At 73.1% G+C, this 12,992-nt stretch carries 13 protein-coding genes and 1 pseudogene; 6 read left to right on the top strand and 8 right to left on the bottom strand.

The window, feature by feature from the left end; translation table 11 throughout:
• Positions 1 to 8: 8 nt before the first annotated feature.
• Complete coding sequence (locus NYO98_RS12200; RefSeq protein ID WP_268112000.1) at positions 9 to 2,150, top strand: MMPL family transporter; 2,142 nt, start codon at positions 9 to 11, stop codon at positions 2,148 to 2,150.
• A gap of 6 nt (positions 2,151 to 2,156) precedes the next feature.
• On the opposite strand, the gene NYO98_RS12195 is transcribed toward NYO98_RS12200, so the two are convergent.
• Together NYO98_RS12195 and mca are read right to left on the bottom strand one after the other, a co-directional pair.
• Positions 2,157 to 2,435, bottom strand: coding sequence for a hypothetical protein (locus tag NYO98_RS12195; protein WP_268111999.1), 279 nt, complete (start codon positions 2,433 to 2,435; stop codon positions 2,157 to 2,159).
• Between the two features lie 23 nt (positions 2,436 to 2,458).
• A complete protein-coding gene (gene mca / locus NYO98_RS12190) occupies positions 2,459 to 3,358 on the bottom strand; it encodes a mycothiol conjugate amidase Mca (RefSeq protein ID WP_268111998.1) in 900 nt (299 codons plus the stop codon).
• Positions 3,359 to 3,396: 38 nt separating this feature from the next.
• On the opposite strand from mca, the gene NYO98_RS12185 reads away from it, so the two are divergent.
• Both NYO98_RS12185 and greA read left to right on the top strand, forming a co-directional pair.
• Entirely contained in the window at positions 3,397 to 3,786 is a 390-nt protein-coding gene (locus NYO98_RS12185) for a DUF4307 domain-containing protein (RefSeq protein ID WP_268111997.1), read from the top strand.
• Positions 3,787 to 3,961: 175 nt separating this feature from the next.
• Positions 3,962 to 4,453, top strand: coding sequence for a transcription elongation factor GreA (greA, locus tag NYO98_RS12180; protein WP_268111996.1), 492 nt, complete (start codon positions 3,962 to 3,964; stop codon positions 4,451 to 4,453).
• A gap of 171 nt (positions 4,454 to 4,624) precedes the next feature.
• Here greA and ilvA read toward each other — a convergent pair whose 3' ends face one another.
• The 6 genes from ilvA to NYO98_RS12150 all read right to left on the bottom strand — a co-directional run bounded on the left by ilvA (position 4,625) and on the right by NYO98_RS12150 (position 10,931).
• Entirely contained in the window at positions 4,625 to 5,833 is a 1,209-nt protein-coding gene (gene ilvA / locus NYO98_RS12175) for a threonine ammonia-lyase (RefSeq protein ID WP_268111995.1), read from the bottom strand.
• The gene (locus tag NYO98_RS12170; protein WP_268111994.1) at positions 5,830 to 7,197 is read right to left on the bottom strand and encodes an AI-2E family transporter; all 1,368 of its coding nucleotides are present in this window, start codon (positions 7,195 to 7,197) and stop codon (positions 5,830 to 5,832) included. The genes ilvA and NYO98_RS12170 overlap by 4 nt, the downstream gene beginning before the upstream one ends.
• Positions 7,198 to 7,207: 10 nt before the next feature.
• On the bottom strand, positions 7,208 to 8,614 hold the full coding sequence (locus NYO98_RS12165; protein ID WP_268111993.1) for a glutamate mutase L: 1,407 nt from the start codon (positions 8,612 to 8,614) through the stop codon (positions 7,208 to 7,210).
• Complete coding sequence (locus NYO98_RS12160; protein WP_268111992.1) at positions 8,611 to 8,928, bottom strand: YidH family protein; 318 nt, start codon at positions 8,926 to 8,928, stop codon at positions 8,611 to 8,613. The genes NYO98_RS12165 and NYO98_RS12160 overlap by 4 nt, the downstream gene beginning before the upstream one ends.
• A 3-nt stretch (positions 8,929 to 8,931) precedes the next feature.
• Positions 8,932 to 10,092 carry a cystathionine gamma-synthase gene (locus NYO98_RS12155; RefSeq protein ID WP_268111991.1) on the bottom strand — a complete coding sequence of 387 codons (1,161 nt, stop codon included), beginning with the start codon at positions 10,090 to 10,092 and terminating at the stop codon, positions 8,932 to 8,934.
• 65 nt (positions 10,093 to 10,157) lie between these two features.
• Positions 10,158 to 10,931 carry a hypothetical protein gene (locus tag NYO98_RS12150; protein ID WP_268111990.1) on the bottom strand — a complete coding sequence of 258 codons (774 nt, stop codon included), beginning with the start codon at positions 10,929 to 10,931 and terminating at the stop codon, positions 10,158 to 10,160.
• Positions 10,932 to 11,093: 162 nt separating this feature from the next.
• Between NYO98_RS12150 and msrA the strand changes: the two genes are divergently transcribed.
• The 3 genes and pseudogenes from msrA to NYO98_RS12135 all read left to right on the top strand — a co-directional run bounded on the left by msrA (position 11,094) and on the right by NYO98_RS12135 (position 12,979).
• Complete coding sequence (msrA, locus tag NYO98_RS12145) at positions 11,094 to 11,738, top strand: peptide-methionine (S)-S-oxide reductase MsrA (RefSeq protein WP_268111989.1); 645 nt, start codon at positions 11,094 to 11,096, stop codon at positions 11,736 to 11,738.
• Between the two features lie 21 nt (positions 11,739 to 11,759).
• Positions 11,760 to 12,656 carry a carbohydrate kinase family protein gene (locus NYO98_RS12140; protein WP_268111988.1) on the top strand — a complete coding sequence of 299 codons (897 nt, stop codon included), beginning with the start codon at positions 11,760 to 11,762 and terminating at the stop codon, positions 12,654 to 12,656.
• A gap of 9 nt (positions 12,657 to 12,665) precedes the next feature.
• Positions 12,666 to 12,979: pseudogene (locus tag NYO98_RS12135) on the top strand (GNAT family N-acetyltransferase).
• Positions 12,980 to 12,992: the final 13 nt, after the last annotated feature.

The following is a 12,992-nucleotide window of genomic DNA, read 5'->3' as shown; positions in this document are numbered from 1 at the left end:
TCACGCTCGTGCTCGAGGACCTCGGACGGCTGCTGCACCGGTGGCGACGCCCGGTCCTCGCCACGTGGGCGGTGGTCGTCGTGCTCGGCGCCACGCTGGGTGGCTCGGTGTTCGACCTGGCGGAGGCGCCCGACCCGTTGCGCGACGACAGCGAGTCGGCGCAGGTCGCGCGGCTGCTGGAGGACGCCGACCCGGAGGGCGAGCTGGTCGTCGCGGTGCTGTCAGGCGCGGACGTCTACGGCGTCGACGTGATCGACCAGGCCACGCGCGTGCTCCACGACGTACGCGACCTGCCGGACGTCGTCGAGGCGCGCGACCCCTGGACCACGGGGGCGCAGGACCTCGTCCGGCCCGACCGGTTCGGCACGGTCGTCACCGTCGAGATCGACCACACGGTCGACCGCGACCGGGCGCTCGCCGCCGCGGCGGAGGTCGAGGAGGCCCTGCAGCTGGTCGGCATGCCGGAGGTGCTCGTGGGTGGCCCGCTGCTCGCCGAGGAGGCCTTCGGCGAGCAGGCGGTGCAGGACGCCGCGCGCGGCGAGGGCGTCGCGATCCTCGTGCTGGTCGTCGTCCTCGCGCTCGCCCTGGGCGGGCTGGTCGTCGGCGTGCTGCCCGTGGTGACGGCGCTCGGCTCGGTGTGCGTGGCCCTGCTGGCGCTCGCGGGACTTGCGCGCCTGACCCCGGTGAGCGACTACGCCGTCAACGTCGTCACGCTGCTGGGGCTCGGCCTGGCCGTGGACTACGCGCTGCTCGTCCTCGGCCGCTTCCGCGAGGAACGGGCGGGCGCCCCGGCCGGCGACATCGCGGCCGTGCTGGGCCGGACCCTGGCCACCTCGGGGCGCACGGTCCTCGTCTCCGGCCTCACCGTGGCGACCGCGCTGGCCGGCCTGCTCGTGCTGCGTGACCCGGTGCTCTCCCCGATGGCTGTCGGCGGCCTCGTCGCGGTGGCGGGCGCCACGCTCACCGGCCTCACCCTCGCACCCGCGCTCGTCGCCGTGTCCCACGGCCGGATCCCCGCCCCCGCGGAGGGCCGCCTGCTCGGCGGCACCCCCAGCGCGCACGCGCTGCTGCCGCGACTGGCTCGGGCGGCCCAGCGCCGTCCCTGGCCGGTGCTGCTCGGGTGCACCGCGCTCCTGCTCCTGCTCGCCATGCCCCTGCTGGCCCTCGACCTGCGCAACTCCGACACGCGCTCACTGGCCCGGGACAGCGAGCCGCGCCTGACGCAGGCGGCGATCGAGGACGGCTACCCCGACCAGGTGGCCACCCCGATCACCGTGCTGGTCGAGGCGGAGTTCACCTCCCAGGAGACCGCGGACGCCATGGCCGGTCTGGCCGGCATCCCGGGCGTCGTCGACGTGCTGCTGTTCGACCCCGTGCCCGGCGACCTCAGCCAGCTCCTCGTGGAGCCCGAGCCGGACGCCGCCGGCGACTACGACGGCCCGAAGGTGCAGGACCTCGTACGCCGGATGCGGGCCGCCGACCTCGGGTCCGACGTCCTGGTCGGCGGGCCCACCGCCGAGCTGGTCGACACCCGCGACGCCCTCGCCGACCGGGCGCCGGTCGCGGTGCTCGTCGTCGCGCTCCTGACCGCCGTCCTGCTGGGACGGCTCACCCGCTCCGTCGTCGTACCCCTCAAGGCCGTCGCGCTCAACCTGCTGTCCCTCGGCGCGACGCTCGGCGTCGTGGTGGCGGTCTTCCAGTGGGGCTGGGGGTCGTCCCTGCTGGGCTTCGACTCGTGGGGTGCCCTCGACGTCACCACGCCCCTGCTGTTGTTCATGTTCGCGTTCGGGTTGTCGATGGACTACCACGTGTTCCTCGTCGCGCGGATCCGCGAGGCGTGGGACGAGGCGCTCGCCGGTCCGCGGCGCAAGCGGGACCGCGCCGTCGACCTCCGGGCGGTCAACGACGAGGCCGTGCTCACCGGGATCACCGCCTCGGGCCCGGTGGTGACGCTCGCCGCCGTCGCGATCGGGATCGTGTTCCTCGGCTTCGCGCTCGGCGAGCTGGTCGCCGTCAAGGAGATCGGCGTCGGGATGACGGTGGCGGTGCTGCTCGACGTCACCGTCGTGCGCGGGCTGCTGCTCCCGGCCTCGATGACCCTGCTGGGCCGGTGGAACTGGTGGCTGCCCGGGAAGGGCCGGCAGGGCTGAGGAGCCTCAGCGCTCGTCGGTGGTGGCGGTCGTGCCCGGGGTGCCCGGGGTGCCCGGGGTGCCCGGGGCGTCAGGCTCCTCGGAGCGCTGCACCGGCTCGTCGCCGTAGACGCCGGCGTCCTTGGCGGCCTGCGCCTTGCGCAGCTGCTTGACCAGGCTGAACGCGATGATCACGACCGCGATGATCATGAAGATCCACACGGCGAAGCCCAGCGGCCCCGCCTTCACCTCGGTGTCCTTCGGCGTCGGGTCGTCCGCGAGCGCGATGATCAGCAGGTCGAGCATGCCCCCAGTGTCCCACCTCCCGTTCAGGGAGCGGGGGTCGGGATCCCGGCGAAGAGGTCGTCCTCGGGCAGCGTGGTCTCGACCGTCGACTCGACCAGCTCGTAGTCCTCGGTGGGCCACGTCTTCTGCTGGATCTCGCGCGGGATCGCGAACCACATGCCGTCGGGGTCGATCTGGGTGGCGTGGGCGAGCAGCGCCTGGTCGCGCACGCCGAAGTAGTCGCCGCACGGCACCCGGGTCGTGATCCGCTCGTCCCACTCGGGCTCGCGCTCCCAGTTGGCCAGGCGCTCGGTGTAGGGCGACTCGAGGTCGTGGGCGAGCATCGCCTCGTGCAGGGCGTTGGTCTTCGCCCAGCTCCAGCCGTGGTGGTAGTAGAGCTTCATCGGCTGCCACGGCTCACCCGCGTCGGGGAAGCGCTCCGGGTCGCCGGCCGCGCGGTAGGCGGCGACGGAGACCTCGTGGCAGCGGATGTGGTCGGGGTGCGGGTAGCCGCCGCGCTCGTCGTACGTCGTCAGCACGTGGGGGCGGAACCCGCGGATCAGCCGCACGAGCCGCTCGGTGGCCTCCTCGAGCGGCACGAGCGCGAAGCAGCCCTCGGGCAGCGGCGGCGGCGGGTCGCCCTCGGGCCACCCGGAGTCGATGAAGCCGAGCCAGTCCTGGCGGATGCCGAGGATGTCGCGGGCCCGGTGCATCTCCTCACGGCGGATCTCGGTGATGTTCTCCCAGACCTCGGGGCGGTCCATCTTGGCGTTGAGCACCGAGCCACGCTCCCCGCCGGTGCAGGTGGCGACGTGGACGTCGACGCCCTCGGCGACGTACTTCGCGGTCGACGCGGCGCCCTTGCTCGACTCGTCGTCGGGGTGGGCGTGGACGTGCATGAGTCGGAGGCCGGTGCGGGACCGGTCTGCGGAGGGCTGGGCCATGGTCTGGAGTCTAGGAGGAGGGACTTACGCTTCTGTGCGTGACCACCGACCTCGCCGACCGCTACGGCGCCCCCGCCCGGTGGCGGCGCCCGGCGGTCGCCGCGCTCGCGGTGGTCCTGGCCGTCGTCGGGCTGACGTGGCTGGGCTGGACGGCGTGGTTCCACGGCAGCCCCGACGTCCGCTCCGAGGTCGTCACCTTCGAGGTGACCGGGGACCACCAGGTCGAGGCGCGCGTCGACGTGCGTCTCGCCGACGGGGTCGAGGCCAGCTGTCGCGTGCGCGCTCTCGCCGAGGACAAGACGGCCGTCGGCGAGCTCGCCTTCACCCCGGTCGACGGCGTCAACGAGGTCGTGATCCGCACCGAGCGCCGGGCCACCTCCGTCGAGAAGCTCGGCTGCACCTCCCCCGACCAGCCGCGCCCCCGCTGACTCGTCGGCCTGCACTTTTGCCGCAGGCTTGATAGCCTGATCGTTCTGCCCGTCCGGGTGCGCTGGCCGACGTCCGTCGCCGCGCCGACTCCGATCGGACGGAGGACACCACCGACCCGATGCAGGGGCGCTGAGGCACACCTGCATCCAGTACCACGTGAGCAGGAGCATCGACATGACCGACCAGGGCACCATCTGGCTGACCCAGGAGGCCTACGACAAGCTGAAGGCCGAGCTCGAGGACCTCAAGGGCCCCAAGCGCCAGGAGATCATCGAGCGCATCTCCGCCGCCCGCGACGAGGGCGACCTGAAGGAGAACGGTGGCTACCACGCCGCCAAGGACGAGCAGGGCAAGCAGGAGGCCCGCATCCGCCAGCTCGAGGACATGCTCCGCAAGGCCGAGGTCGGCGAGACGCCGCCCAACGACGGCGTCGTCGAGCCCGGGATGGTCGTGACCGCCCGCATCGACGGCGGCGACGAGGAGAAGTTCCTCCTCGGTGCCCGCGAGAACCTCAGCGAGGGCGACACCCTCGACGTCTACTCCCCGCAGACCGCCCTGGGGTCCGCGATCAACGGCAAGAGCAAGGGCGACACGGTCTCCTACACCGCGCCCACCGGCAAGGAGTTCTCCGTCGAGATCGTCGACGCGGAGCCCTACCGGGCCTGAGCGACCGTCACCGCCTCGCTGGAGCGGTGGCCCAGCCACATTCGCCGACCGTCGGATGTGGCTGGGCCACCGCTCCTCGGCGCTCCTGGGGGGTGTCGCCGGCCAGCGGTGGCTGAGCCACGTGCGCGGCGCGCGGAAGGTGGCTGCGGCACCGCCCGGGACGTACGCCGCTCAGCTGTCGACGCGGTAGCCGCGCTCGCGGAGGCGGGCCATCAGGTGCTCGGCGTGCGACTCGCCGCGGGTCTCGAGCTGGATGCGCACCTCGACCTCGTTGAGGGTCAGCGACGGGGAGATCCGCTCGTGGGCGACCTCGAGCACGTTGGCGCCCTCCGCGCCGACCTCGGCGAGCAGGGACGCCAGACCACCGGGCAGGTCGGGGATGCACACCCGGAGGTAGAGGTAGCGCCCGGCCGCGGCGAGGCCGTGGCGGATGACCTTGCTGAGCAGCAGCGGGTCGATGTTGCCGCCGGAGAGCACCGCGACGGCCGGGGTCTCGAAGCCCGTCGGGTTGTCGAGCAGCGCCGCGACGGCGGCCGCACCGGCGGGCTCGACGACCTGCTTGGCCCGCTCGACCAGCGCGAGGAGCGCACGGGACAGCGACTCCTCCGAGACGGTGACGATCTCGTCCACGTGGTCGCGCACCGCCGCGAAGGTGATGTCACCGGGCCGCCCGACCGCGATGCCGTCCGCCATCGTGCTCATCGACTCCAGCGGCACGGGCTGGCCGGCCGCGAGCGATCCCGGGTAGGCGGCAGCGCCCTCCGCCTGGACGCCCACCACGCGTACGTCGGGGCGCAGCGCCTTGACCGCGATCGCCACCCCGGCGAGCAGCCCCCCGCCTCCGGTGGGCACCAGCACCGTGCGGACGTCCGGTGCCTGCTCGAGGACCTCGAGCCCGAGCGTCCCCTGCCCGGCGACGATGTCGACGTGGTCGAAGGGGTGGATGAGCACCGCGCCGGTCTCGGCGGCGAACTCCCGGGCCCGCGCGAGCGAGTCCTCGAGGTAGCGGCCGTGGAACACGACGTCGGCGCCGTAGCCGCGGGTCGCCTTCTCCTTGGGGATCGGCGCCCCCTCGGGCATGAAGACGGTGGAGTGGATGCCGAGGGTCGAGGCGGCGAGGGCCACGCCCTGGGCGTGGTTGCCGGCGGAGGCCGCGACGACGCCCCGGGCCCGCTCCTCGGGCGACAGGCGGGCGATGCGGACGTAGGCACCCCGCGACTTGAAGGAGCCGGTGCGCTGGAGGTTCTCGCACTTGAGCGAGACCGGTCCGCCGACGAGGGCGGACAGCCACCGCGACTCCTCCATCGGCGTGGTCACCGTGACGCCCTCGAGCATCTCGCGCGCGGCGAGGATGTCGGCCAAGGCGCATTCGTCGCTCATGCGGGGTCCCTCTCGTCGTCGGGGTCGTCCGGCCCCGCGAGCGGGCCGTCGTCGTGGATCTCGTCGCGCTCGTTGGGAGGTGGCGCGATGTCCTCCTCGAGCGCGTCGTCCGGGTCGTCGTCACCGACCTCCGTGTAGGAGGCGAGGTGCTGGGCGACGGCGTTGCCGGCGGCGGCGAGGGGTACGGCGACCAGCGCGCCCGCGATCCCGGCCACCAGCACGCCGCAGCCGATCGCCACGATCACCCCGAGCGGGTGGAGCGAGACGAAGCGACCCATCAGGAACGGCTGCAGCACGTGGCCCTCGATCTGCTGGACCAGGATCACGCCGCCCAGCATCAGCAGCGCCGTCCACGGGCCCTGGTCGACCAGGGCGACGAGGATCGCGACGAGACCGGCCACGGTGGCACCGATCATGGGGACGAAGGCGCCGAGGAAGACCAGCACGCCGATGGCCACCACGAACGGAACGCCGAGGAACCAGGCCACGAGCATGATCCCGACGGCGTCGACGAACGCCACGAGGACCGTCGCCCGCACGAACTGGGTCAGCGACACCCAGGCGACGCGTCCTGAGGCGTCGACGCGCTCACGGGCGGCGCGGGGCGCGATCCGGACCAGCCACGACCAGATGCGCTCGCCGTCGGCGAGGAAGAAGTAGGTCGAGAACAGCACGATGAAGAACCCGGCGACCACGTGGCCGACGGCCGTGCCCACCTCGGTGGCCCGGGTGAGCATGCCGTCGGCGCCGGTGCTGCCGGAGACCGCGGACTGCACCTGCTCGATGTAGCCGTCGAGCTGGGAGTCCGAGACGTGCAACGGTCCGGTGCGCAGCCACTCGCGGACCTGGTCGAGGCCGGTGACCACCGAGTCGGCGAGGTCGGCCGCTCCCTGGGCGACCTGCTGGCCGACGAAGGTCAGCAGCAGCGCCACCGTGCCGAGCCCGAGGAGCATCACCACGCCGGTCCCGAGACCGCGCGGCACCCCGATCCGGCGCAGCCAGACGACCGTGGGCGCGGCCAGGGCGCTGACCAGCAGCGCGATGGCGATCGGCAGCGTGATGACGGCGAAGAAGCGCATCGTCCACAGCAGGCCGAGCATCGCGACGACGATGACGATGAGCCGCCACGACCAGGCGGCGGCGAGGTCGAGGCCCCACGGCACCTGGGCGCGACTGAAGTTGGAGGGCCCGGTGCGGAAGGCGGGCTCAGAGCGGCGTTCGGCGCGTCCGTGGGCCCACTGCGCGACGATGCGCTCGGTCAGCCCTTCCTCCTCGCGGGCGAGCGCGGCGAACAGTCGCCGCCGTCCCGACTCCACCTCCCGGTCGCCGGGGGTGTCGGGCGAGGGTCCGCTGTGCTCGCTCACGCCGGCCACGCTACCGATCGCCCATCGTCGTGAGACCACCCAGCAGACGGTGGGCGGCGACCGGGTGCTCCTGGGCCAGCAGGCCCGCGGCGGCCAGCACGTAGTCGTGGTCGACGACCACGCGCGGGTCCCGCGGCAGCTGCCACCCGCCCTCGAAGGCGTCGCCGGTGGCCGGCGCCAGCACGCGGCGTACGGCATCGGGGCCGCCGTGGCGCAGCACGCCGCCCGAGCCGACCAGGAGGTCGACCTCGCGGAGGTCCTTGCCGCTGCGCTCGACCACGCGCCCCTCCGGGCTCACCACCACGCGGCTGCGGCCGGCGTGGCGCTCCAGCGCGATCCGGACGGCGGCCGCGGCGATGTCGAGGTCTGCGTCCTGCTCGGCAGCCGGGTCGGGGCTGCCCTCCGGCAGCAGGTCGGGCCGCGCGCGGCGGCGTACGGCGGCCGCGTGCAGGTCGTGGCGACCCGCGGCCTCGACGGTCGAGACCGCCGACCAGCGCATGCCGAGGTCGCCCTCGACCGTGCGGGTCACCGGCGTGAGGGCGACGACCTCGCGAGCCAGTCCACTGTCCTCGGGGTCGAGCTCGACGACGCTGTGCACGTCGGTCGTCGCGCCGCCGACGTCGACGACCACGACGTCGCCCGCACCGGGGTGCTGGTCGTCGAGGCCCCGGGCCAGCAGCTCGACGCCGGTCAGCACGACGTCGGGCGTCGCGCCGCGCACCATCGAGGTGAACGTGCGGCCGCGGGCGTCGGTGCGCTTGCTGAGGTGCTTGCCGCCGATGACGTGGCTGAGGAAGATCTCGCGGATCGCCCGGCGGGCGCTGTCGGGGGCGAGCACGCCGATGCGGGGCACGACGTTGTCGGCGAGCACGTGCGGCGTCCCCGAGCCGGCGAGCAGGTCCGCCACCACGGGCTGGGACTCGACGTTGCCGGCCACCACCACGGGCCCCGGCCAGGGCAGGCCCGCGAGGAACCGGGCATCGCCCTCGAGCACCTCGGCGTTGCCGCCGTCGGTGCCGCCGACGAGCAGCACCACGTCGGGCTCGGCCGCCCGGAGCTCGGCCAGCCCGGTGTCGTCGAGACCGCCGTGCAGGACCAGGACGACCTTGCCCCCGCTGGAGAGCGCGACCCGGCGGCCGGCCTCCGCGGTGACCAGCTCCTCGTTGCCGACGACCGCGATGCGCAGCCCGCCGCCCGCGCTGGAGCACGCGAGGACGTCGGCGTCCAGCGCTCGCGGGTCCTGCTGGGCGAGCGCGGCGACGCAGGCGTCGTACCCGTCGAGGACGTCGCCGTCACCGTCGGGCCCCGGGAGCGTCGTGGGGTGGCTCGCGGTGGCGAGGAGGCGTCCGCTGTCCAGCTCGACCAGCGCCGCCTTCGTCCAGGTGGATCCGAAGTCGACGCAGACGACCGCGCTCACACCAGCACCGTCAGGCCGACCACCACGATGATCGCGATCACGGCGAGCACGACGACCTGCACGCCGACCCCCGAGGGGAGGTCGGTGCCGGCCCGGATCGCCCGCTCGGCCTGGCGGTAGCGGTGCCAGCCGACGCCCGCGGTCAGCGCCGAGGCGAGGAGGAGGGCGATGCCGAGGGTGACGTGGGGCCAGGTGTCGTCCAGCAGGTTGAGGGCGCCGACGGCCGCCACGACGAGGCCGATCGCGGTGCGCTCGTAGGCGAGGAGGGTCCGCTCGTTGGCCAGGAGGTAGCGCGGGTCGGGTGCCTCGGCCACGTCTCAGCCCAGGGCTCTGTCGAGGTCGCCGACGAGGTCGTCGGCGGTCTCGATGCCGACGCTGAGCCGGACCAGGTCGGCGGGGACCTCGAGGTCGGTGCCGGCGACGCTGGCGTGGGTCATCCGGCCGGGGTGCTCGATGAGCGACTCGACGCCACCGAGCGACTCGCCGAGGGTGAACACCTCGGCCCGCTCGCACACCGCCAGCGCCTGCTCCTCGCCACCGGCGACGCGGAAGGAGATCATGCCGCCGAAGCGCTTCATCTGGCGGGCCGCGACCTCGTGGCCGGGGTGCGCGGCGAGGCCGGGGTAGATCACCTCGGCGACCCGCGGGTCCCCGTCGAGGAACTGCACGACCCGCTCCGCGTTGTCGCAGTGGCGGTCCATGCGCACGCCGAGGGTCTTGAGGCCGCGGTGGGTGAGGAAGGCGTCGAACGGCCCGGCCACCGCGCCCATGGCGTTCTGGTGGTAGCCGATCTTCTCGGCGAGCTCGAGGTCGCGCACCACGACCGCTCCCCCGACGACGTCGCTGTGCCCGCCGACGTACTTGGTGGTGGAGTGGACCACCACGTCGGCGCCGAGCGTGAGCGGCTGCTGGAGGTAGGGCGAGGCGAAGGTGTTGTCGACGACGAGCAGCGCGCCCGCGTCGTGGGCGACCGCGGCCAACGCCTCGATGTCGCCGATGGTGAGCATCGGGTTGGTGGGCGTCTCGACCCACACCAGCCTGGTCCGGCCCGGCTCGATCGCCGCGGCCACGGCGTCGGTGTCGGCGACCGACGCCGGGCTGTGGTCGGTGCCCCAGACCTTGGCGACCTTGTCGAAGAGGCGGTGCGTGCCGCCGTAGGCGTCGTCGGGGATGACGACGTGGTCGCCGGGGCGGGTCAGCGCCCGGATGATGGTGTCCTCGGCGGCGAGCCCGGAGGCGAAGGCGAAGCCCTTCTCGCCGTCCTCGACCGCTGCGAGCGCGCCCTCCAGCGCCGTACGCGTGGGGTTCGCGGAGCGGCTGTACTCGTAGCCGCCGCGCAGGCCGCCGACGCCGTCCTGCTTGTAGGTGCTGCTGGCGTAGATGGGCGGGTTGACCGCCCCGGTCATCGCGTCGGGCTCGTAGCCGGCGTGGATCGCACGCGTCTCGAACCCTGCCTTGTTGCGGTGCTCCTGGGTCACATGGCGAGGGTAGACCTCGTCACGCCTGCTCGCAGACCCGGGAGCACCGCAGCAGAGGGCACCTCCTACCTGGTTCCCGACCCTGTTGCGCCCGGCGAGACTCCGCCGTCGCCCGACGGCCTGCTCGAGGTCGTCACGACGGAGATGGGCCGAGCCGCCCAGGTGGCGAACGCGTTGACCAGTCCAGCCGCGGTCGCGCTTGCGTAGACCACGGCGCCCCACGGGTCAGCGGTGCCGTTGCACGTGGCCGTCGACGGCCGGCACACGTTGAGACCGGTGGTGTTGGTGTTCAGCGACGAGAAGATGCACAGGTGGCCCGGGGAGGCATCCGGCGCAGCCGCGGAACCGGCACAGCCGGCGGGGACTGCCCCGTTGACAGGGATCACGTGAACTGTCGGAGCGGCCGAGAAGGTGGCACCGAGCGAGATGTCGCTGGACCCCTGCCCACCCGCGGCGGCCGCGTTGTAGGCCAGGAGGATGTTCCCGCGGACCAAGGCGGCGCTTCGGGCATATCGCCCGTCACTGTCGGTCTTGGTGTAGTACCTGCCGTCGGACTCGGCCTTGGTGTACGACGACCCGTTGAGCGCGTAGCTGCCCTTGGGCTGGTACTTCGCGTCGGCGTCCGACTTGGTGTAGTACCGCTTGTCGCTCTTCTTCTTCGTGTAGTACCGCTGGTCCGCCTGCGGCTTGAGCTCCTTGTTCCAGATCTTCTTCCAGTTGGTGGCCACGGCGCTGCTGACCTCGGCTCCGGCCGGCGTGAGGACCATGAGGCCGCCCCCGACCAGGACCCCCACGGAGACGGCAACGAGGAGCTGCCGGACCGTTCGACGTGAAGACATGACGATTCCTTTCCACGAGTACTCCTGAGGTCTCCACCGTCCTCCCGCCCCGGCGGTCCCGCATCAGCAACAACGCGAACGTCTAGACCGCGGGACCCCACCGGTCGCGGCCGCCCGGCGAGACGCGGACCCGCCGCTTGCCCGGCGCGCGACAATGGAGGCATGTTCGGATTCGGCAAGCCCAGCACCCTGCCCACCCCCGACCAGGCGCTCCCGGGGCGCGAGCAGCAGATGTGGACCCTGGGCGAGCACGTGGTCCTGCACACCCCCGTCGTCACCGACGACGTCCCGGACGGCCACGAGGTCGCCATCCTCGGCCTCGGCTGCTTCTGGGGCGCCGAGGAGATCTACTGGCAGGTCCCCGGCGTCTGGTCGACGTCGGTCGGCTACGCCGGCGGCAGCACGCCCAACCCGACCTACGACGAGGTCTGCAGCGGGCACACCGGCCACACCGAGGCCGTCCGCGTCGTCTTCGACCCCGCGAAGGTGTCGTACGCCGACCTGGTGAAGAAGTTCTTCGAGATCCACGACCCGACCCAGGGCATGCGCCAGGGCAACGACGTCGGCACCCAGTACCGCTCGGCGATCTACTGGACCACCCCCGAGCAGGAGCAGACCGCCCGCGAGCTGACCAAGGTCTACGGCGACGAGCTCGCCCGTCGCGGCCTCGGCGAGATCACCACCGAGATCCGCCCGGCCAGCGAGACGCCGTACTACTACGCCGAGGACGCCCACCAGCAGTACCTCGCGAAGAACCCCTTCGGCTACCGCTGCCACGCCAACACGGGCGTGAAGTTCCCCGCCTGAGCGCCCGCTAGCCTCCTCGCCATGGTCGAGGTGGTCGTGCACGGTCCGGCGTCGTGGAACCAGGTCGTCGACCTCGACGAGCTGCCCGCGCCCGAGCCCCACATGCAGTTCGCGCGGGCGCACCGGCACGTGCTCGGTGGCACGTCCGCCGGCAAGGCGGCCCACCTGCGTGAGCTGGGCGTCGACGTCGAGCTGCACACGGTGCTCGGGACCGACGCCGCGGCTGCCGACATCGAGGCCGCTCTGCGTCTCGGCTCGGTCCCCGTCGTCGCGACCGTCGTCGACGGGCCGAGCGAGCGCCACCTCAACCTGATGGACCCGCACGGCAGGCGCGTCTCGCTCTACCTCGACGTCCCCGAGCCCGGGCGGGAGGACACCGCTGCAGCGAGGCTGGCCCTGCAGCGCGCGGCTGCCGGGGCACGCGCCGTCGTCCTCGACCTCAGCCAGACCTCGCGCGACGCGGTCGGCGACGTCGTGGCCACCGGCGTACCGATCTGGACCGACCTGCACGACTACGACGGCCGGAGCGCGTTCCACGCCCCCTTCGCCGACGCCGCGAGCTTCGTCTTCATGAACGGCGACCGCGCCCCGTCGGTCCGCGAGCTCCTGCGCGCGTGCGTCACGCGTGGGGCGCAGGTCGCCGTCTGCACCCTCGGCGCCGACGGCGCCCTCGCGCTGGCGCCCGACGGCAGCGAGCACCACGTCCCGGCCGAGCCGGTCCCGAGCGTCGTCGACACCAACGGCGCCGGCGACGGGTTCATGGCGGGCTTCCTCGCCGCGCACCTCCTCGGGGCCGACGTGCACGCCTGCCTGGCCGCGGGAGCGAAGCAGGCTGCTCGTGCGCTGGGCACCCACCAGCTCTGCCCGTCCCTGGAGCGGGCGACCTCGGAGGGCGGTCGGCGTCCGGCCGGCAGGTAGCCTTCCCTCGTGCCTGAGACCGTCCGCGTCACGGACAACGCCGACCAGAACCGCTACGAGGCCCACCTGTCCGGGGAGCTGGCCGGCTTCGCCGAGTACCAGCTCGCCGAGCAGCTGATCGTCTTCACCCACACCGAGGTCGAGCAGGTACACGAGGGAAAGGGCATCGGCTCGGCCCTGGCCAGGTTCGCCCTGGACGACGTGCGCGAGCACGCGGACGCCGGGTGCTCGCCCTCTGCCCGTTCATCAAGGCCTGGATGCTGCGCCACCCCGACTACGCCGACCTGCTCTACGACCGGCCGTCGTCGGTCGTCCACGACTGAGCCTGCGCCGGCC

The sequence above is a fragment of the Nocardioides pini genome, from assembly GCF_026712185.1.
Classification (GTDB): Bacteria; Actinomycetota; Actinomycetes; order Propionibacteriales; family Nocardioidaceae; genus Nocardioides; species Nocardioides pini.
Note: the sequence above shows the minus strand (reverse complement) of the source record. Positions and strands in the feature narration are given on the sequence as shown.